Source organism: Kribbella sp. NPDC056345 (assembly GCF_042262745.1).
Taxonomy (GTDB): domain Bacteria; phylum Actinomycetota; class Actinomycetes; order Propionibacteriales; family Kribbellaceae; genus Kribbella.
The window spans coordinates 1-18,763 of record NZ_JBHJQQ010000025.1; the positions used below are offsets into that span (position 1 = coordinate 1).

16 protein-coding genes are annotated in these 18,763 nt (G+C 68.5%); 7 read left to right on the plus strand and 9 right to left on the minus strand.

The features are described from left to right. Positions 1-219: 219 nt before the first annotated feature. The gene (locus ACFCV3_RS41115; protein ID WP_376040537.1) at positions 220-1,422 is read right to left on the minus strand and encodes a sensor histidine kinase; all 1,203 of its coding nucleotides are present in this window, start codon (positions 1,420-1,422) and stop codon (positions 220-222) included. After that, the gene (locus tag ACFCV3_RS41120; RefSeq protein WP_376040538.1) at positions 1,419-2,117 is read right to left on the minus strand and encodes a response regulator transcription factor; all 699 of its coding nucleotides are present in this window, start codon (positions 2,115-2,117) and stop codon (positions 1,419-1,421) included. The genes ACFCV3_RS41115 and ACFCV3_RS41120 overlap by 4 nt, the downstream gene beginning before the upstream one ends. A gap of 124 nt (positions 2,118-2,241) precedes the next feature. Between ACFCV3_RS41120 and ACFCV3_RS41125 the strand changes: the two genes are divergently transcribed. Genes ACFCV3_RS41125 through ACFCV3_RS41140 form a run of 4 tightly spaced genes read left to right on the plus strand, consistent with a single transcriptional unit; the run spans position 2,242 to position 6,378 of the window. Beyond that, positions 2,242-2,892: a glycosyltransferase family 2 protein gene (locus ACFCV3_RS41125; RefSeq protein WP_376040540.1), complete on the plus strand. Its 651-nt coding sequence runs from the start codon at positions 2,242-2,244 to the stop codon at positions 2,890-2,892. Then, a complete protein-coding gene (locus ACFCV3_RS41130; protein ID WP_376040542.1) occupies positions 2,889-4,151 on the plus strand; it encodes a DUF2064 domain-containing protein in 1,263 nt (420 codons plus the stop codon). Before ACFCV3_RS41125 ends, ACFCV3_RS41130 begins: the two co-directional genes overlap by 4 nt. A gap of 23 nt (positions 4,152-4,174) precedes the next feature. After that, on the plus strand, positions 4,175-5,509 hold the full coding sequence (locus ACFCV3_RS41135) for a glycosyltransferase 87 family protein (RefSeq protein ID WP_376040545.1): 1,335 nt from the start codon (positions 4,175-4,177) through the stop codon (positions 5,507-5,509). A gap of 5 nt (positions 5,510-5,514) precedes the next feature. Next, positions 5,515-6,378, plus strand: coding sequence for a RimK family alpha-L-glutamate ligase (locus ACFCV3_RS41140; protein WP_376040548.1), 864 nt, complete (start codon positions 5,515-5,517; stop codon positions 6,376-6,378). Here ACFCV3_RS41140 and ACFCV3_RS41145 read toward each other — a convergent pair whose 3' ends face one another. Beyond that, positions 6,379-6,639: a WhiB family transcriptional regulator gene (locus ACFCV3_RS41145; RefSeq protein ID WP_376040550.1), complete on the minus strand. Its 261-nt coding sequence runs from the start codon at positions 6,637-6,639 to the stop codon at positions 6,379-6,381. A gap of 125 nt (positions 6,640-6,764) precedes the next feature. Between ACFCV3_RS41145 and ACFCV3_RS41150 the strand changes: the two genes are divergently transcribed. Then, positions 6,765-7,694 (plus strand): threonine/serine dehydratase, encoded by a 930-nt coding sequence (locus ACFCV3_RS41150; protein WP_376040552.1) that lies wholly within the window; start codon positions 6,765-6,767, stop codon positions 7,692-7,694. Between the two features lie 105 nt (positions 7,695-7,799). Here the strand turns inward: ACFCV3_RS41150 and ACFCV3_RS41155 are convergent, their stop codons facing one another. From ACFCV3_RS41155 to ACFCV3_RS41175, 5 genes are all read right to left on the minus strand, one after another. Next, positions 7,800-9,257, minus strand: a complete 1,458-nt coding sequence (locus tag ACFCV3_RS41155) for a glycosyltransferase family 87 protein (RefSeq protein WP_376040646.1) — start codon at positions 9,255-9,257, stop codon at positions 7,800-7,802. A 112-nt stretch (positions 9,258-9,369) separates the two neighbouring features. Next, on the minus strand, positions 9,370-10,167 hold the full coding sequence (locus ACFCV3_RS41160; protein WP_376040554.1) for an alpha/beta fold hydrolase: 798 nt from the start codon (positions 10,165-10,167) through the stop codon (positions 9,370-9,372). Positions 10,168-10,228: 61 nt separating this feature from the next. Then, positions 10,229-12,985 (minus strand): BTAD domain-containing putative transcriptional regulator, encoded by a 2,757-nt coding sequence (locus ACFCV3_RS41165; RefSeq protein WP_376040557.1) that lies wholly within the window; start codon positions 12,983-12,985, stop codon positions 10,229-10,231. An 18-nt stretch (positions 12,986-13,003) separates the two neighbouring features. After that, the gene (locus ACFCV3_RS41170) at positions 13,004-13,795 is read right to left on the minus strand and encodes a BTAD domain-containing putative transcriptional regulator (protein WP_376040559.1); all 792 of its coding nucleotides are present in this window, start codon (positions 13,793-13,795) and stop codon (positions 13,004-13,006) included. A gap of 42 nt (positions 13,796-13,837) precedes the next feature. Next, positions 13,838-16,333: a YfhO family protein gene (locus ACFCV3_RS41175; RefSeq protein ID WP_376040562.1), complete on the minus strand. Its 2,496-nt coding sequence runs from the start codon at positions 16,331-16,333 to the stop codon at positions 13,838-13,840. A 140-nt stretch (positions 16,334-16,473) separates the two neighbouring features. On the opposite strand from ACFCV3_RS41175, the gene ACFCV3_RS41180 reads away from it, so the two are divergent. Together ACFCV3_RS41180 and ACFCV3_RS41185 are read left to right on the plus strand one after the other, a co-directional pair. After that, positions 16,474-17,118 (plus strand): class I SAM-dependent methyltransferase, encoded by a 645-nt coding sequence (locus ACFCV3_RS41180; RefSeq protein WP_376040565.1) that lies wholly within the window; start codon positions 16,474-16,476, stop codon positions 17,116-17,118. Further along, positions 17,119-17,766 (plus strand): hypothetical protein, encoded by a 648-nt coding sequence (locus ACFCV3_RS41185; RefSeq protein WP_376040567.1) that lies wholly within the window; start codon positions 17,119-17,121, stop codon positions 17,764-17,766. Here the strand turns inward: ACFCV3_RS41185 and ACFCV3_RS41190 are convergent. After that, positions 17,749-18,762 (minus strand): glycosyltransferase, encoded by a 1,014-nt coding sequence (locus tag ACFCV3_RS41190; protein ID WP_376040570.1) that lies wholly within the window; start codon positions 18,760-18,762, stop codon positions 17,749-17,751. The genes ACFCV3_RS41185 and ACFCV3_RS41190 overlap by 18 nt on opposite strands. Between the last annotated feature and the right edge of the window lies 1 nt (position 18,763).

The following is an 18,763-nucleotide window of genomic DNA, read 5'->3' on the forward strand; positions in this document are numbered from 1 at the left end:
CCTGCAGGGTGTCCAGAGCGGTCAGCAGTTCGCTGCCGCTCTGGGTGTACACCGGGGGCATCGCCAAGATCTCCATGCCTCAAAGCCTAGACATGACCACCGACAGTTTCGAGCTCAGAACCCCTTATATACAAGGGATGTGTGGGCTGTTTGTGGGCTGGTTGCACACTCAACTTGCCCACACGCATCCCCATCCAAGGCATGTCTGTCGTCAGACAGCTAGCTGGCGTTGGCGTTGGCGGGTACTGGGGGTAGGTCGATCTGGAATGCGCATCCCCCGTCGATGTTCGTCACCCCGATCTGTCCGTCGTGGGATTCGACGACGCCACGCGCGATCGCCAGCCCAAGACCGCCGCCACCCGACGACGCTGCCGCCGGCTCGCCCGAAGCTGAAGCCGAGGCGGAGGTGGAGGCCGGTGCTGGGGTCCGCTGCTCGTCGCCGCGCCAGCCGATGTCGAAGACGCGTTCAAGGTCGTCGACCGGGATCCCGCCGCATCCATCGGTGACGGCGAGCCGCACGCGGCCGTCCGGCTCGCGGTCGACGACAAGTGTGACCGTTCCGCCGCGGGTCGTGTGCCGGATCGCGTTTCCGACCAGGTTCGTGACCGCGCGGGTCAGCTCGTCCGGATCCCCTTGTACAGCAAGCCGATCGTCGCCGGCCGGTGTCGACACGGTGAGCTGGACTCCGGAGGCCCGGGCGTGCTCGCCGTTCTCGCCTGCCACGTCTTCGGCCAGTTCGCGCAGGCTCACCGCCGATCGCTTTCGCGGCAGGGCGGCCGCCGACAATCGCGACAGTTCGAACAAGTCGTCGACGAGTCCGGTCATCCGGTCGACCGTCGACCGCATCTGCCGCAGCGCCGTTGGTACGTCGTCGATCACTCCATCCTCGAGACCCTCCGCAACTGCCCGCAATCCGGCCAGCGGAGTCCGCAGATCATGGGACATGAACGCGACCAGTTCCCGCCGGCTCGCCTCGAGAGCGCGCTCTCTCGCGTGGGATGCGGCCAGTTTCTCCCGCGTCATCTCGAGTTCGTCCGTCAGCGCGGCCAGCTCCGCCGGTACAGCGCCAGTGAGGCGATCCGACGGTTCGTACGTCGTACCCAGCCGTCGCAACCGTTGTCCGACGTCGCGCGAGCCCGCGCTGATCCAGTGGCCGAGCAGCACGGACATCCCGAGTCCGAGCAGGCCTGCGAACGCGAGTGTCCAGAGAACGACCCACGAGTCGTGTTCTGAGATGAACATCGCCCGCACGCTCTGCAGCACCGCGGCGAGGGCCGCGGCCATCGGCGCCAGGGCGGCGACGATCATCGTGACCCGCAACGACCGGCGCCGGAACTGGTACAGGATCACGCCGCCGACCACCGCGACCACCAACGTCCACAGGGTCGTGAGCGCGAGGATCGTCATCGTGTCGCGGTTCATTCGGACTCCCCCGCGAACCGGTAGCCCGTGCGCGGCACGGTCAGCACGAGCTGCGGATCCGACGGATCCGCTTCGATCTTCTCGCGCAGCCGGCGCACGTGAACGGTGACCGTCGACGAGTCACCGAAGTCCCAGCCCCAGACCCGGCGCAGCAGCTCGGCCTTCGTGTACGCCTTTCCCGGATGGGACACGAGATACGCCAGCAGATCGAACTCGCGATGGGTCAGAGAGAGCGCTCTCCCGTCCAGCATCGCGATCCGGGCCGCAGTGTCGATCGTGATCGGGCCGGCGCTCAGCTTGGTCGGTGTCAGGTCGAGCCCGGCCAGCCGCTCCTCACGCCGCAGCATCGCCTGCACCCGCAGCGTCAGTTCTCTCGGGCTGAACGGCTTGACCACATAGTCGTCGGCACCGAACTCGAGGCCGACCAGCCGGTCCTCCTCCTCGCCGCGGGCGGACAGCATGATCACCGCGGCGCCGTCGTCGGCCGCGCGCATCCGGCGCAGCACCTCCAGGCCGGACATCCCCGGCAGCATCACGTCCAGGACGACGACCGACGGTTTCCACTGCTGCCAGACCTCGACGGCAGCGGTCCCGTCCGCGACCACGCGAGCGTCGTACCCGGCCTTGGTCAGGTACGCCGAGACGACGTTGGACACGGTCGGGTCGTCATCGACCACGAGCACACGAGTAGCCACGGTCAGAGCCTAGGACTTCCGGCCGCCCCGGCGCTGGAGGTGGACCCCGGGAGAGCGCTCACCGTAAGCGACCCGTAGCCGCCGGCGGCCACCTGGAACCTCCGTTCTTCCCTACGGTCGAAAGGTGGCTGTCGATCTCGTACTGCCCTGCCTCGACGAGGCTGCGGCTCTGCCCTGGGTACTCACCCGGCTTCCGGCCGGCGTCCGAGCCGTTGTCGTCGACAACGGCTCGACCGATGGTTCGGCCGAAATCGCCGAAGAACTCGGTGCGACCGTCGTGCGGTGCTCGATCCGTGGGTACGGCGCCGCGTGTCACGCCGGCCTGGAGGCGGCCGACGCCGAGGTCGTTGCGTTCATGGATGCTGATGCATCCCTGGATCCGCGGCAGCTCGTCCGGGTGACCGCTCCGGTGCTCGCCGGGAACGCGGATCTCATGGTCGGCCGCCGGAGAGCGGTTTCTCGGGACGTGTGGCCCTGGCATCTGCGTCTCGCGAACGCTGAGCTGTCCCGCCGGATCAGGAGACGCACCGGCGTTCTCCTGCACGATCTCGGCCCGATGCGCGCCGCTCGGCGGACCGCGCTGCTGGAGCTCGCGCTCACGGATCGGCGATCTGGCTACCCGCTCGAGACCGTCGTTCGCGCCGCCGACGCCGGCTGGCGGATCGCCGAGATCGACGTCGACTACCTGCCACGCTCGGGCCGCTCGAAGGTCACCGGTACGCCGCTCGGGGCCGCGCGGGCCGTCATGGACATGTCGAAGGTGCTGAAGGCATGAGAGCACCTGGGGGCACGCTGATCGTGATCGCGAAGGAACCGGTCGCCGGTCGGGTCAAGACTCGGCTGCAGACCGAGTTCACGCCGAGGGAGGCTGCCGCGCTCGCGCGTGCCTCGCTGGTCGACACGTTGAACACGGTCCGTGCCGCTCCGGCCGCGCGTCGCGTGCTGGTGCTCGAGGGGCGGCCCGGGCCGTGGCTGCCACCCGGGTTCGAGGTGATCCGGCAGCGTGGAGACGGCCTCGACGAACGGCTGGCGGCCGCCTTCGAGGATTCCTTCGACGGATCACCGATGCTCCTGGTCGGTATGGACACGCCGCAACTGCCGGCCGAGCTCCTGGGCTTCAACTGGCCCGGGTACGACGCTGTTCTCGGGCTGACCGAGGATGGTGGGTACTGGGCACTCGGACTGCGCGAACCGGATGACCAGGCGCTGATCGGCGTTCCCATGTCCACCGATCACACCGGTCAGGATCAGCTGCTGCGTCTCGAGAAACGCGGGAAACGCGTTCTCAAGCTACAGACTCTCCGGGACATGGACACACCGTGGGACGCAGCTGCGATCGCCGCGGAGTACCCGGCGCTGCGGATGTCCCGGTTGTTCCGGCGGCTTGAGCACACGGCACATCCGGCACTGCTGTTCGAGCAGGCGCTCGGCGGTACGGCGCAAGTGGTTGCCACCGGCATCGACGGGCGGACCCTGCCCGCATTGTCGGAGCTGGACCGCTGGCAATCGCCGGCGGACGAGGTCGACCGGCTCGCGCTGAGCCGGTGCGAGGGACCGGTGCTGGACATCGGCTGCGGGCCGGGCCGGATCGTGACGGCGTTGGCCGAGCAAGGGATTCCAGCCCTCGGGGTCGATGTATCTCCGCAGGCGATCTCGTTGACCACGTCGCGCGGCGCGGCCGCACTGCAGCGGCCGGTGCAGAACCGGCTGCCGGCCGAGGGCCGCTGGGGCAGCGTGGTGCTGATGGACGGCAACATCGGTATCGGCGGCGACCCGGCCGATCTGCTCCGCCGCTGCGCTGAGCTGGTACGGCCCAACGGTCTAGTCCTGGTCGAGGTCGATCCCGACGACGATCTCGACGACACCGCGCCCATCGTGCTCCGCAGCTCCACCGGCCGCCGGTCCACACCATTGCCATGGGCAAGGATCGGCAGCCGCACGTTGCTCCGGCACGCACGCACCACCGCCCTGCACCCGATCGAGGACTGGCGCACGCCACACCGCGCCTTCCTGACCCTCCGCCGCACCGCATGAGCCGCGTTGCATTGAGCCGGGCCGTGGGCCATTGGCTGATCGCCTGTACGGCGGCCGGAACCGCCGTACTCACCATCTGGGCGCACGCCGTCAGCTGGTGGCCGAATCTGACGTTGGTGCTCGGATGTTTCCTGGTGGCCGCGGGGATCTGGCGGTTCGGCCGCGGGCTCGGGATCGCCGCGGTCGTGGTGGTTGCCGCGCTGTGTCAGATCCCGGGGCTGACGCACACGCCGATCACGAGCACGGATTCCTACCGGTACGTGTGGGACGGGCGCGTACAGCTCGCCGGGCATTCGCCGTACGCGCATGTTCCGTTGGATGACGCCCTCGCGAACTTACGAGATCCGCTGCTCTTCCCAGGCCTGTCACCGGAGCAATCGTCAGGAGTAAACGCACCGCCGCGGGTTCCGACGGATCCCGCGGCGGTGGCAGCGATCGCCGCCGATGATCCGCGGACCCGGATCAACCGGCCACAGGTGCCGACGATCTATCCGCCGATCGCGCAGGTGTACTTCGTCGCGGTCGCGGCCGTCACTCCGTGGTCGGCGGGAACGCTGGGGCTGCAGATCGCGGCCGGTCTGCTTGCGGTTGCACTCGCCTGGCTACTCGCCGCAACAAGCCGGGACAGACGCTGGGCCGCGCTGTGGGGTTGGTCACCGATCGTGGTTCTCGAGGCCGGGAGCGCGGCCCATGTCGACGTTCTCGGTGCGCTGCTCATCACCGGCGCCGTACTGATGGCGGCTCGGCGTCCCCGGCTCGCCGCGATCCTGCTCGGGGCTGCCGCGAGCGTGAAGCTGTTGCCGCTGCTGTTGCTGCCCGCGTTCCGGGTCCGCCAGTCGGTCGTTGCCCTCGGCACCTTCGTCGCCAGCTACATCCCGTATCTGGTGGCTTCCGGCGCCCTGGTGCTCGGCTTCCTGCCCGGCTACCTGGCCCAGGAAGGGTTCTCCGACGGCAGCACGCGGTTCGCGATCTTCTCGCTCCTGCTGCCTCCTGAGGCTCGGCAGCTGGTCGCTGTTCTGGTCGCGGGAGCTCTCGCCGTACTCGCGTTCCGGCGCCGCGGCCGCGAACCGCTGGCCGTCACCTGCTGCTGGCTGTACGGCGCCGCGCTGCTGATCGCGACCCCCACTTACCCCTGGTACGGCGTACCGCTGGTCGCGCTGGCCGCCCTCTCCCGACGGCCCGAGTGGATCGCCGTGCCGCTGGCGGCGTACCTGGCCTATGCGACCGTCGGGCACGACAGCCGGCAGGGGCTGATCTATCTGACTGCCGCCACCATCGTCGTCATTGCCGCTACCGTGCGTCACCATTCGGTCGCCGCAAAGCAGTTTGACGCGAGGCTGACCGCCAACCAACACTGAGCAGCGTGACACTGAACAGCCTCAAGAAGCGCATCGCGATCGCGACCTCGGCCGACTGGCCCGAGCTGCTCCCGGAGGAGGTTTCCCTCCTGGACGCCTTCCGCGCGGCAGGCCTCGAACCCGAACCCGTGGTCTGGACGGATCCGTCGATCGACTGGTCCGGGTACGACGCGGTGCTGCTGCGCTCGGTGTGGGACTACTACAAGCGGCAGGTCGAGTTCACCGAATGGCTCGGGCTGCTCGACAAGTCCGGCGTACTGGTCCTGAACGAGACCGACCTGGTCCGCTGGAACAGCGACAAGCGCTACCTCCTTGAGCTCCGCGAGCAGGGCGTGGCGATCGTGCCGTCGCAGGTCGCGGCCGGCGCGTGCCTGCGCGAGGTCGTGGCCGGGCTCGACGGTCAGCAGATCGTGATCAAGCCGACCGTGAGCGGGGCGGCGTACAACACCGTCCGCGGGCTGGCCGGCTCGGCCGAGCTCGACCAGGCGATGACGGACCTGCCCGACGACGTGTACCTGGTGCAGCCGTTCCTGCCGGAGATCCAGACGGCCGGCGAGTGGTCGCTGCTCTTCTTCGGCGGCGAGTACAGCCACGCGGTGGTGAAGCGCCCGGCAGCTGGTGACTACCGGGTGCAGCACATGTTCGGTGGCAACGTGACGCTCGAGGAACCGACTCCCGAGATCCTCGAGAGCGCCAAGAACGCGCTCTCTGCGGCGCGTTCTCAGCCGGCCTACGCCCGCGTCGACGGTGTCGTCGTCAACGGCCGTTTCCTGCTGATGGAGCTCGAGCTGATCGAGCCCTACCTCTTCATCCCCGAGCACCCGGCGGCCGCCGACAGCCTCGTCGGCGCCATCGCTGCCCGCCTCTGATCAGCTGGCCGCCGACTCGGGGTGACCGCGACGGCGGCCGTCCAGAAACGTGATCCCGGCCGCCGTTCCCGTGTACCTGGTCCGCCGCGCCCACTCGTAGCACTCGTTCAGCACCGGGCATGAGGTCAGACACAGCTCGCGCGCCTTGCGCTGCTCGAAACGGGTCGCGGTCTCGTCGTACGCACCGGCCTGCCCACTACAGGCGGCACGGTCCATCCAACGGTCGGCGGGATCGACGATCACGGTCAGCATCGGCCTCATAACAATGACGGTAAATCTCCGAGAGCGCTCTCTGCGGCCCGTCTCAGGATACGGTCGTTTGTCGACTGACTTACTTCACTTAACCTCCTGAGAGAGCGGTTTCTGGAGCGCATAGGGTGCAGAGCATGCCCACACTCGAGGAGATCCGCGCTGCCGCTGAGCAGTTGCGCGGTCGCATTCACCGGACGCCGATGCTCACCTCCGCTGCTCTGGAGACGCAGTTCGGTGGCGAGCTCGTGCTCAAGGCCGAGCTGTTCCAGAAGACCGGGAGCTTCAAGGTTCGCGGGCTGCTCACGAAGCTGCTGCAGCTCACGCCCGAGGAGCGCGAGCGCGGGGTGGTCACCGTGTCCGCGGGAAACGCGGCCGGGGCGCTCGCCTGGGCAGCCCGGGATGCGGGGATCCCGGCGACCGTGGTGATGGCGACGACCGCCGTACCGGCGAAGGTCGACGCGGCGCGTGGGTACGGCGCGACAGTCGAACTCGTGGACGGCGATCTGCTCGCGGCCTATGAACGGATCAGGAGAGAGCGCGATCTCACCGGAGTCCATCCGTTCGATGACGAGCAGGTGATCACGGGACACGGGAGTCTCGGGCTCGAGTTGCTGGAGGATCGGCCCGATCTGGAGACCGTGCTCGTGCCGGTCGGTGGTGGTGGACTGATCTCGGGAGTCGCACTGGCGCTCAAGCTACTGAAGCCCGAGATCCGGGTGATCGGGATCGAGCCGGAGCAGGCCGATGTCGTGAGCCGCAGTCTCGCGGCCGGAGAACCGCAGCGGCTGCCGACCGCGCGCTCGATCGCCGACGGGCTGGCCGCGCCGATCTGCGGTACGCGCAACTTCCCGCTCATCCAGCAGTACGTCGATGACGTCGTACGTGTCAGTGAGGACGCTCTGCTCGCGGCGACGCGGCTCGTCATGTCGCGCACCAAGCTGGCGCTGGAGCCGGCCGCCGCGGCGCCGTTCGCCGCGTTGCTGGAGAACAAGATCCAGCTCGGCGGCGTCACCGCTGCCGTGATCAGCGGCGGCAATCTCGACGTCGCCAAGCTGAACCTCTGACCACGAGGCTCCACCTCTGTTCACCAGGCTGAACCTCTAGCCACGCGGCTGAAGCTCTGATCATGAGAGAGCGCTCCCTGTTCACCAGAGAGCGCTCTCTGCCGATCAGGCGGGGGCCAGCTCTCGCGGCGGGGCCTTGGAGGCCACGCCGTCGCTGGGGTCGTCGACAAGATCGCCCTGGCGGACCGGATCTTTCTCCGGCAGCAGGATGTCGCGAGCGACGACCAGCATCAGCCAGAGCGTGCCGGCCATCCGGAGAATGACGGACAACCAGTAGATGCGATCGGGAACATCCGGATTACCTGGCTGGAGGAACTGCGCCAGATGCATCCAGACCAGCATCCAGTAGAAACACTCGCACGCTTGCCAGATCAGCCAGTCCCGCAACCGCGGCCGGGCCAGGGCGACCAGCGGCAGCAGCCAGAGCACGTACTGCGGTGAGTAGACCTTGTTGATCAGCAGGAACGCCGCGACCACCAGGAACGCGAGTTGAGCGAAGCGTGGCGGTCGTGGTGCCATCAGGCCGAGGATCGCGATCGACAGGCACAGGCCCGCGAAGATCACGATGTTCAGCTGGTTGACGTCGGCAACCTCGTGTTTGGCCAGCTTCAGCACGTACCAGATCGAACCGTAATCGCTCTCCCGCGCGTCGTTGAACGTCCAGAACGACAGCCACTCGTTCTTCGCGAGCAGGTAGATCGGCGCGTTCACGAGACCCCAGGCGACCACGGCCGCGACCACGGCCTGGACGAACGGCCACAGTTTGCGGCCGCGCAGGCACACGATCAGCAGCGGGCCGAGCAGCAGGAACGGATAGAACTTCGCCGCTGTCCCGAGCCCGATCAGGATCCCGAACCAGATCGGTTTCCCGCGCGACCAGGCGAACATCGCGCCGGCTGTGAGGGCGACCGCGAACAGGTCCCAGTTGATCGTCGACGTCACCGCGAGCACGGGTGCGGCAGCGACGTACAGAGCATCCAGGGGCTGGCCGCGAGCGGCCCCGGGTCTGGACGCGACGCCACGGGCCGTCGCCACTGTCAGCCCGACGGTGATCAATGCGCAGAGGAACAGCAGCGCGATGTTGACGACGAAGAACACGCCGGCCGTGTCGCGCTTCTGCTCGGCGGTGAGATCCGACTTCGGGTCACCGGTGACGAGCCAGGTGAGCTGCGCCGCGACCTCCATGAACGCGCCGGTGAGCACCGGGTACTCGAGCACCGGGTAGTTGCCGGTGTCCAGGAACGGCCGGTTGCCCTCGGCAAATCCGCGTTCCTGGTAGAGGAAGCCGATATCGGAGTAGCAGAGCGCCTTGAACGGCCGCCAGCTCTGCCGGTCCCAGCCGGCGTCCATACACGGCGCTTTCTGCAGCACGCCGAGCCCGAACGTGAGCGTGCACACGGCGAGCGCGATCCGCAGCGGCGTCCACCAGGACGAGCTGAGCCGCGCGAACCGGCCGGACCGGCCACCGAGCCCGACGGTCAGCCCCGCGACGGCCGGATCGGCCTCCGACGGCGGCAGCCGGTCGTGCTTGGGCTGGCTTCCTGGTTCGGTCACGGTCGGCATCATCTCCTATCCGATCAGCCAACGACCAGGGCAGGTTACCCACCCATCGTTCGGCGCAACACCACCCCCACGCCGAAGGACGCGAGCTGGACCGGAATAGGTTCCCCGCTGCTCAGCCGCTGGAATGCGCAATCAGCAGAGCTGCGGTGCGCTCCGGGTCCTCCCACCAGAACAGGTGACCGGCGTTCTCGAAGATCTCCAGCTGCGCCGTGGGCAGCAGATCGTGTAGCTGGAGAGCATTCTCTACCGGGATCCCTGCGTCTGCAGAGCCGTGCAGGATCAGCGCCGGTACGTCGACCGCCCCGAGCCGGGCCGTGGTGTCGTGCGCCTGGGCCGCGGCCCACTGCATGAGCACGACCGGTACCGGGACCTTCACGGAGAGCGCTCTCCGGCGATAGATCTCCAGAACGCCGGGTTCTTGAGCGGCGTATCTCCGGGACACGTTCGCCTCGAAGCTCGTGCGCAACCCGTGCTCGACGTCCCGGGTGGCGATCGCGTCGACCATCCGGCGTGAGGTCTCCGAGATCACTCCTCGGGATCCCCCGGCCCAGGTGCATCCGAGCGCGATCGACCGCACGACGTCCGGGTGGCGCAGCACCAGCTCCTGGGTCACCATCCCGCCGAGCGAGATGCCGAAGACGTGCGCGTCGGTCCATCCCACCGACGCGATCACCGCGGCCGCGTCGTCGGCCAGGTCCGCCACCGTGAACGGTTCGTCCGCCCGGTCACCACGCCCGATCCCCCGATGGTCGTACGCGACGATGTCGAACCTGGCCTCCAACGTAGAGAGCAGTTCGTCCCCCCAGAACTCGTGATGCCCCGCCATGCCCTGGATCAGCAACAGCGGCGCACCCCGCCCACGCCGTACATAGTCCAGCCGGCGTCCCCCGGTCCCACTAACGAACTCCATGCGGCACAGACTGCCCAGCACGCCTTGCAACGCACTTGCACTGCCCCAACCACCCAGCGAGTCAGTCGTCGGCGAGCATCGCGACCATCGCGTTCCACGAGACCGGCTCGTGCACTCCGACTGCGCCCAACTCGTTCTCCACCCACGGCTCACCGACGACGTAATGCCCCGGCGTCTTGAGGCCCATCCGCGCCGCATGCACCTGTACGGCGGCCAGCAGCCGCCTGGCGTCTTCCACCGGGCGCCCCACTCGCAGCAGCGCGAGTGCACCGAGCCGCAACGTGTTCAGCGCATATGGGTAGTCCTCGTGCTGCAGGAACCGCGCCAGCGCAGTCCGGAGCGCAGCCAACGCACGCTCAGCAGAGTCCGGTCGCAGCGATGGGTGGCGCAGGTACACCTCCCCCACGACCTGATTTGCCCAGCCCTTGTTCCAGCCTCGGCTGTGCTGCTGCAACGCATCGGCGTACTCGAGCATCTCGGTGCTGTCGGTCGTCTGCCGCAGCAGTGCGATAGTCCGGACCGACACCGCGGCCGGGATCATCACCTCGATCCCCAACCGCTCGCAGTACTCGATCAGCTGCCCGGTCACTTGCTGAGTGACCGCCAACGGGGCAGTCAGGGCGCATCCGACCGCCAGGAAAAACAGGGCCTCGGCATAGTCGCGTGGCGGAGCATCGGCCGCGATCTGCGGGATCAGCTCGAACACCACGTCGACCAGCTCCGCCGTACCTGCCAGATCACCCGAGAAGTAGGCCAGCGCAGTGAGTACGTTGAGCGCCCGGACCCGATCCAGCACCGAGGCGTCCGGTGCGGCGGCGAGTGCCGAGCGCAGCATCCGGATCGCCTCACCGTGGTGCACCCCGCGGTACAGGTAGACGCCCAGCGACACCGCAGTGAGCAGCGCTGTGTCCGGGTCAGTCGTCAGGTCGTGGGCGAACCCGGCCCGCAGGTTGGGCAGCTCACGACTCATCATGCGCACGAAGGCGCCGGCCTGGGTGCTGCGGATCGAGTCCGCGCAGCGCCCGGCGAGCAGTCGCACCCAGCGGGCCTGCACCAGCCGTGTCTCGGCCGGTTCGGGGTCGATGCTGCGGCAGTACGCACGGATGCTCTCCAGCAGCACGTACCGCGTCGGCTCGGTGGACGTGTCGGCCACCACCACCGACCGCGTCACCAGAGCGGACAGGGACTCCAGTACGGCGGTCTCCCGGCCGGGCCAGATTGTCTCGGCCGCCTCCAGCGTGAAGCCACCCTCGAACGCCCAGAGCTTCAGCAGCAGCTCGCGGTCGGCCGGATCGAGCAGATCGACGCTCCAGCCGATCGCAGCCTCCAGCGTCGCGTGCCACGCGAGCGACCCCCGCGGTACTGGCCCCAGTACGGCGAACCTGTCGGCGAGGCGGTCGGCGATCTCCCCAAGCCCGAGCACCCGGGCCCGTGCGGCCGCCAGCTCGATTGCCAGCGGCAGACCGTCGAGTGCAGTAGCGATCCGCCGGGCGGCGACGAGCTCACCCGGGTTCGGCTCCCAGCCAGGTCGCACTGCCCGCACGCGATCCACCAGCAGCTCAACAGCGGGTTCTCCGGCCCCAGTGGTCAAGGGCAGCGGCTGGACCGAGACAGTGATCTCACCGTCGACGCCGAGCGGCTCGCGACTCGTTGCCAGGATCCGCAGTCCCGGACAGCTCTGCGTCAGCTGGTCGACCAGCTCCGCCGCTGCCGCAACGACGTGCTCGCAGTTGTCCAGCACCAGCAACGCCGACGCCGTACCGATCCCGTCCACAATCGCAGCCACCGGATCGCCCGTGACCACCACACCGACTGCATCAGCCACAGCAGCGGCAACACCGGACCCGTCCGGTACATCGGCCAGCCGGGCCGCCCACGGGTCGGCGGCCGGCCCCAGAGTGGCCAGGTACTCAACCATCAGCCGTGTCTTCCCCACACCGGCCGGACCGACCAGGTTCACGAGCCTGTGCCGGTCCATTCGCGAGGTGAGGACCGCGAGCTCGGCAGAGCGCCCCAGGAACGTCGTCAGCGGCCGCCTGATCGGTACGGGCCGCACAACGCGCATCGGCGCGGCCAACCGCAACCGCGGGTCGTGCGCGAGCACCTGTCGTTCCAGCTCCTGCAGTTCGGGACCTGGGTCGACGCCGAGCTGTTCGGCCAGCAGCTCCCGCACCCTGCGCAGGGTCGCGAGCGCATCACCTTGTCGGTCGCACCGGTAGAGCCCGAGTACGAGCAGGGCCCAGCGTCGCTCACGCAGCGGCTGCTCGCGAACGAGCTGCTCCAGCTGCACGACGGCCTCGGCTGCGTCACCGGTCCCCAGCCGTGAGGCCGCCAAGTCCTCGAGCGCCACCTCGCGTAGCTCCGTCAACCGCCCACGCTCTGCTGCGGCGATGTCGTCCGGCAGCTCGGCGTACGGCTCGCCCCGCCACAGCTCCAGGGCCTCGGTGAGCCGGATGCGGGCCTGCTCCGGCTGGTCTCCCGCCAGTTGGCCACGCGCAGCCTCGATCAGCTCGCCACAACGCCGTACGTCGATCTCGTCGGCGTGCAGGAAGTAGCCGGCCGGTGTGCGTCCTAGCCGATCGCGGTACGCCGTCCCGAGGGCGGACCGCAGTCTCGAGACATACGCCTGCATCGCGGCCGCTGCCTTGGCCGGTGGCTGGTCGTCCCACATCGCCTGAGCCAGACGATCGTCGGAGACCGGCTTGCCGTCCGCCAGTGCGAGCGCAGCGAGCAACCGCCGGGGCAACGCTCCCCCGACCTCGACCGCGGCCCCGTCGACCACCACTCGGACGGGCCCCAGAACCCGACACTCCAGCACCTCGCCACCTTAGCGGCGCTACCTCCAGCGCCAGGCAGCCGGACGTGGGCGCGGCGCCTGTGGTGGGGCGAACAGCCGCCGTTCCAACGCGACCAGCGCCGGCCCGGGGTCCAGGCCGAGCTCATCCGCCAGCAGTGCGCGGAAGCGGCGCAGTTCGGCGCCGGCGCGCTCTGGCTGGCCTGTCTCCCAGCAAGCGAGTGCCAACAGCTCCCAGCGGCGTTCCCGGTACGGGCTGACCGCAACGAGCCGGGTCAGCGACCGCAGAGCGACCCAGGGGTTGCCGAAGGCCAGGCGGGCGGCTTCGACCTCCTCCAGAGCGAGCTCGTGGAGCTCAACCAGCCTGGTCCGCGCGCCGACCACCACCGGAGAGTCGGCCAGGTCCTGCCAGGGCTCACCCCGCCAGAGCCCGAGGGCAGCTTCCAGGTCCTGAATCGCGCCGGCTGCATCGCGGATCGACAGCCGGTACAGACCCGATGAGACCAGGTCGGCGAACCGGTGGTGGTCGGTGGCGACCGCGAAGCGGTACCCCGACGGCGTTCGCTCCAGGTACTCCCCAGCTGCGCCCAGAGCGGTCCGCAACCGCCAGACCAGTACCCGCAGCGCCTTGCGCGCATTCTCCGGCCAGCCGTTCGCCCACATCAGGTCCGCCAGCTCCAGGTCGGCCACAGGACGGCTGTCGGCGAGCACAAGCGCAGCCAGCAGCCGCCGCGCCTGTACGCCGTTGAGCGGCAACACTGCGCCGTCCACCTCAAGTTCGAGCGGGCCCAGCACCCGGCAGGAGACCCGCTGCTCCACACTGACTGTCGTCATGCGACCACAGTCGGACCCGGACCTTGCAATCCACCTGCAAAGCTAAGGTCGACGCCTTTCGCCCACCATCAGGATCCCGGCCAGTGCGCACAGGACACCCAATGCGGCGACCGCCAGGACCAGTCCGGCCTCCAGACCGCGTGGCACGTAGCTGCACGACACCTTGCGTGCCTTGGGACCGACCGGTACGGCGATCAGCCCAGACAGCGACTCAGGTGCCTTCGCGGCCTTGCCGTCGACCGCGCACTCCCAGCCCGGCGTGTTCACGACGCCCAGGACCATGGTCCGAGCCTGTCCGGCTTTGAACCGCGCAACGACGTCATGCCCGCCGACCTCGACTTCGGTCGGCTTGCTGCTCTGCAACGCCGTGACTGCTGCCTTCAGCCGCTCCGGATCCAGACAACCGATCGCACCGACCGGCAGCCGGGTCGGCGCGGACACCCGGATCCGGACATCGGCCACGCCGTTGGCCCGGGCCCTGCCCACCCACAGCATCGGAGCGCCGGTGTAGGTACCGGGGCGTTTCGCCGACGGCTTCAGCACCTGCCGCCAGCCGTCACCACTGATCATCACGTCGCCGACGAACTCCGGACCACGCAGATAGACACCGTCCCCCGGCCGGCAGGAGGCGGTCAGTCTCAGCTCCACAGGGTCGTCAGCACCCGGCAGCGGCCGCATGCCGATCCCCCAGTCCCGCTGCGCCGCCGTCGCACCCTTGGACGCACGCACCTGCACCTTCGGGACGGTGTAGACGTCAGCACCCAGCGCGGTCTCCTGTACGCCGAACGCCCCGGGATCCGTCGACTCCCACGGCTTCTCCGGCCGCAGTGTCACCAACGGACCCGCCTGCCGCTTGATCAGTGCAAAGGTCCCCCGTGGCCCTTCCTGAACCCGGGCGCCGACCGCGAAGACCGAATCGATCACCGGGTTCTTCGGATCGATCGGAGCCCGGCCGTAGGAGCTGTAGCCGAACCCCAGGTTCACCAGCGTCTCCGACAGCGAGTGCTGGATCGTGCTGGTGTAGTACTCAGCGCCCTGTCCTCCGATCAGCATCGGATCGTTCAGGGTCGTGTACTGGCTCGCAGAGACGCGCTGCTGCGGCCAGTCCTCGGCCGACTGCACCAGTGCGCGGATCGACTCCTGTTTGGCGCCCCACGGCTGGTAGTCGCGCATGAACTTCGACCGTGCCTCGTCGATCGCCACCGACGACAATGTGGTCTCGACGAGCACAGCGGCGATCAGCAGCCCGGCCGCGATCCGGCGTACCCACAGCTGTGTTCCTGAACGCCACCGCGTCAGCAGAAACGCCAGTACGGCGACTCCGGCAACCACTGGTACGACGTCGCGCGTAGTCGGTGTGATCGTCGGCAGATCGGACACCTGCGCGAACAGTGCACCGACCAGCACCAGTGGCGCGCCTACCGCCAGGAGGTTCCGGACACCGGATGCGAGGGACATCCATCCCAGGACCACCAGCATCCCGGCCACCACGAACGCCTGCCGGTACGGGCTCCCGTTCGGGGAGTCGAACCCGTGCCACACCTTGTGTGGGTACTGCAGTTGCAGACTCACGACAGTCAGCACCACGAATGCAGTCCAGATGAACCGCTCTCGCCCCGACACCGCACGGTTGAACGGGAAGCTCAGCGCGAGCAGGAGCATCAGTGTGCCGACAGCCAATCCAGGTGATGTCCCAACACCCTCAGAGCCCGGCAGCAACCGCGAGAGGAACTCCGTCCAACCGAGTGGCGTGAACACCTCATCGGGACTCGGTGTCGCGGTCTGCACCAGCCAGTACGTCGGCAACAGCAGTGGAGCCGCCAGTGTGATCCCTACCGCAACTCCCACCAGGCACCGGAACCCGCCCTCGACCCGGCGAGTGAACGCCCCACCCTCCGGGTCGGACAGCACCCGCGCCAGGACCACTACGGCAGCACCCAGGGTCGCCATGTAGACCGTGTAGAAGTGCGACATCCACAGCAGTGCAACGACGAACGGCGTCACCACCAGCGCTGTCAGCGAGCGCTTGCTCCAGATCCACTCACACAGCAGACAGATCACCGGAAAAGCGATCAGACCGTTCAGCCACTCGGTCATGTACGCCGCATCGTCGATCGCCCAGCCACAGGTCGCGTAGGACACTCCGGCCAGCGCGGCCAGCCACACCGGCCCGGCCGGTCGCAGCAAACGCAGGTACGCCGTCATCGCGGCCGCGGCAGCCCCGATCGCAACGGTGGCGATTACGTACATCGCAAGGTCGATGCGGTCGCGCGGGAACAGCAGCACCATCCACGACAGGCTGGTCCCGAGATAGCCCATGAAGTCGCCGATGAACGGGACGCCGTACCCGCTGGACCAGTTCAGGAGGAAGTCACCCGGTGCCTGTCCGGTGAGCAGGTCGCGCAGATAGGCGTGCATCGGGACGAACTGCTGGCCGAGGTCGTTGGTGTTCCGCGGCAGCGCACCGAACGGATACGTACCGCGGATGATGCCGGACGCGACGAACGTCGCCGCAGCCGCCACAGCGGCCGCCGGCACCGGAAGAGAGCGCCGGGCTCGCCACGTTCGCAAGGGCTCCCCCGTGATCGTCGTACTCGTGGCTCGGGGCAGGGCGGCCAGTAGCAGGAGCGTAACAGAGGGTCAGGTTGTTCGGTTCGCACCGAGGGTAGGGTGATTTCGTGGAGCAGCTCGGAGCAGACGAGACGATCGAGCACTGGGATCGCCGGCACCGGCGGCTCGGCGCACTGCGCTCGGGCGGTGATGCCGGGTACGACGAGTTCAGCAACGAGATCTTCTACGCGGTCCGGCTCGGCCGGCTGCTCGACGTCATCGGCGACCGGACCGAGTACGCGGCACCGCTGCGCATCCTCGACGCCGGTTGCGGCAAGGGCTGGTTCGCGCATTCAATGGCGCGGTTCGGGCATGCGGTCGACGGGATCGACGTCAGCGAGCATGCGATCGAGCTGTGCCGTGCGAACGCGACCGGCCACAGCAGCTTCCACCTGTCCCAGCTGGCCGACTGGCAACCGCCGTACCTGTACGACGTGGTCTACAGCATCGATGTGCTCTTCCACATCATGGATGACGCGCTGTGGGAGGCCTCGGTGCTGAATCTGGCCGCACTGGTCCGGCTGGGCGGCCTGCTCCTGGTCGTGGACCACGAGTCCGATGTGGACCGCACCTGGTCGTTCTACCAGCGGACGCGCGCTCTGCACCGCTACCAGAGTCTGCTGGAGCCGGTGGGCCTGCAGGTGGAGCGCTTCGTCCCCTACGGCTTCCGAGGCGCTCCGACCGGTTTCCTCGTCCTGCAAAGGGTGTTCTGAATGCAGCTCAACGAACTCGTCCGCTCGTGGCTGCCCGAGGGCGGGACAATCGTCGACCGCACCGGCTCCGAGCACGCATGGCCGCCGCTGATGAAGGTGGCCGAGACGGTCCCGTCTCCGGCGGCCGACGACGTACTGACGGCTGTGACTGTGGCCGGCTCCCCCGCTGCCGCTGGCGATCTGCCTGCGGTGCTGGCGGACGCCGTACCGGGTGAGGTTGTGCTGTTGCTGTTGCCGTGGCCAGCTGCTGAGCTACCGCTCGGGCCCGTGATCCAGGCGCTGGTGGCGGCCGGTCTGCAGGCAACTGAGGCGCATCCGCTCGCAGACACCGAGTGGGGTGTGGCGGTCATCTGCCGACGCGTCGACGACGAGGTCGGCGAGCTGCACGCGTACCTCGACCGCTCCCGCTCGCCGGGGCCGCTGACCGGCCGGACGCTGCTGCGGCTGGCGGACGAGCACGTCGTCGAGGGACTGGTCCGCCGGACTCAGGAACTGAAGCTGCAGGCGACCCAGCAGGCTCTGGAGGAGACGAAGGCGGCGCTCACCGCGATGACGGCTGAGCGCGACGCACTCCGGGACAAGGCAACGCCCTCCGCCGCAAGCGCGACGGAGGGCGAGGAGTTGGAGAGCTCAGACGACCTGAGGTGATTCCGACGCCTCCGGGACGACCGGGACGGGGAGCTCGCCAGCTGCGGCCTCGATCGTCTGCGGTGCGGGCAGCCGGAGGTAGGCCAGCCGGGCCGCCTCCTGCCGTCCGCGCATGATCGCGTCCAGCACATAGCCGACCGCCAGCACCAGGATCGCGACGATCCCCATCGTCGAGGCCAGGATCGCGGTCGGGAACCGCGGCACCAGACCGGTGTCGACGTACTCGACGATGACCGGGACGCCGAGGATCAGCGACACCACGCCGAAGACCGCGGCCAGGATGCCGTGGAACAGCGTCGGCCGCTCCAGCCGGGTGACGCTCATGATCCAGCGCAGGATGCGCATGCCGTCGCGGTACGTGCGCAGCTTGCTCTCGCCACCGGTCGGGCGCTCCTTGTAGCCGATCGCGAGCTCGGCCACCGGAACCCGCAGGTGCAGCGAGTGGATGGTCAGCTCGGTCTCGATCTCGAACTCCTGCGCCAGCGCCGGGAACGACTTCACGTAGCGCCGTGAGAAGACCCGGTAGCCACTCAGCATGTCGGTGATCTGCCGGCCGAACAGCGCCCCGACGGTCCCGGTGAGCACCCGGTTGCCCAGGGTGTGCCCCGGCCGGTACGCCTCCTCGTTCGTGTGCTTGCGGACACCGACGACGTGGTCGTACGGCCCCTGCAGCAGCACGCGGACCAGATCGCCCGCGCGGGCGGCGTCGTACGTGTCGTCGCCGTCGATCAGCACGTAGACATCGGCGTCGACGTCGGAGAACGCACGGCGGACCACGTTGCCCTTGCCCTTGCGGGACTCGTGCCGCACGATCGCACCGGCCGCGCGGGCCAGCTCCGCGGTGTCATCCGTGGAGTTGTTGTCGTACACGTAGATGCTGGCGGTCGGAAGCGCGGCGCGCAGCTCGGTTACCACCTTGGTGACGGCAACGGCTTCGTTGTAGCACGGCACGATCACAGCGATGTCCACGCCGGCGAACTCCTGCAGGTCAGTCATG

What these genes read in the sequence shown, in the direction of transcription:
- ACFCV3_RS41115 (WP_376040537.1), bottom strand. Translation starts at nt 1,422, where the DNA reads ATGAACCGCGACACGATGACGATCCTCGCGCTCACGACCCTGTGGACG.
- ACFCV3_RS41130 (WP_376040542.1), top strand. Translation starts at nt 2,889, where the DNA reads ATGAGAGCACCTGGGGGCACGCTGATCGTGATCGCGAAGGAACCGGTC.
- ACFCV3_RS41145 (WP_376040550.1), bottom strand. Translation starts at nt 6,639, where the DNA reads ATGAGGCCGATGCTGACCGTGATCGTCGATCCCGCCGACCGTTGGATG.
- ACFCV3_RS41150 (WP_376040552.1), top strand. Translation starts at nt 6,765, where the DNA reads ATGCCCACACTCGAGGAGATCCGCGCTGCCGCTGAGCAGTTGCGCGGT.
- ACFCV3_RS41155 (WP_376040646.1), bottom strand. Translation starts at nt 9,257, where the DNA reads ATGCCGACCGTGACCGAACCAGGAAGCCAGCCCAAGCACGACCGGCTG.
- ACFCV3_RS41160 (WP_376040554.1), bottom strand. Translation starts at nt 10,167, where the DNA reads ATGGAGTTCGTTAGTGGGACCGGGGGACGCCGGCTGGACTATGTACGG.
- ACFCV3_RS41170 (WP_376040559.1), bottom strand. Translation starts at nt 13,795, where the DNA reads ATGACGACAGTCAGTGTGGAGCAGCGGGTCTCCTGCCGGGTGCTGGGC.
- ACFCV3_RS41185 (WP_376040567.1), top strand. Translation starts at nt 17,119, where the DNA reads ATGCAGCTCAACGAACTCGTCCGCTCGTGGCTGCCCGAGGGCGGGACA.
- ACFCV3_RS41190 (WP_376040570.1), bottom strand. Translation starts at nt 18,762, where the DNA reads ATGACTGACCTGCAGGAGTTCGCCGGCGTGGACATCGCTGTGATCGTG.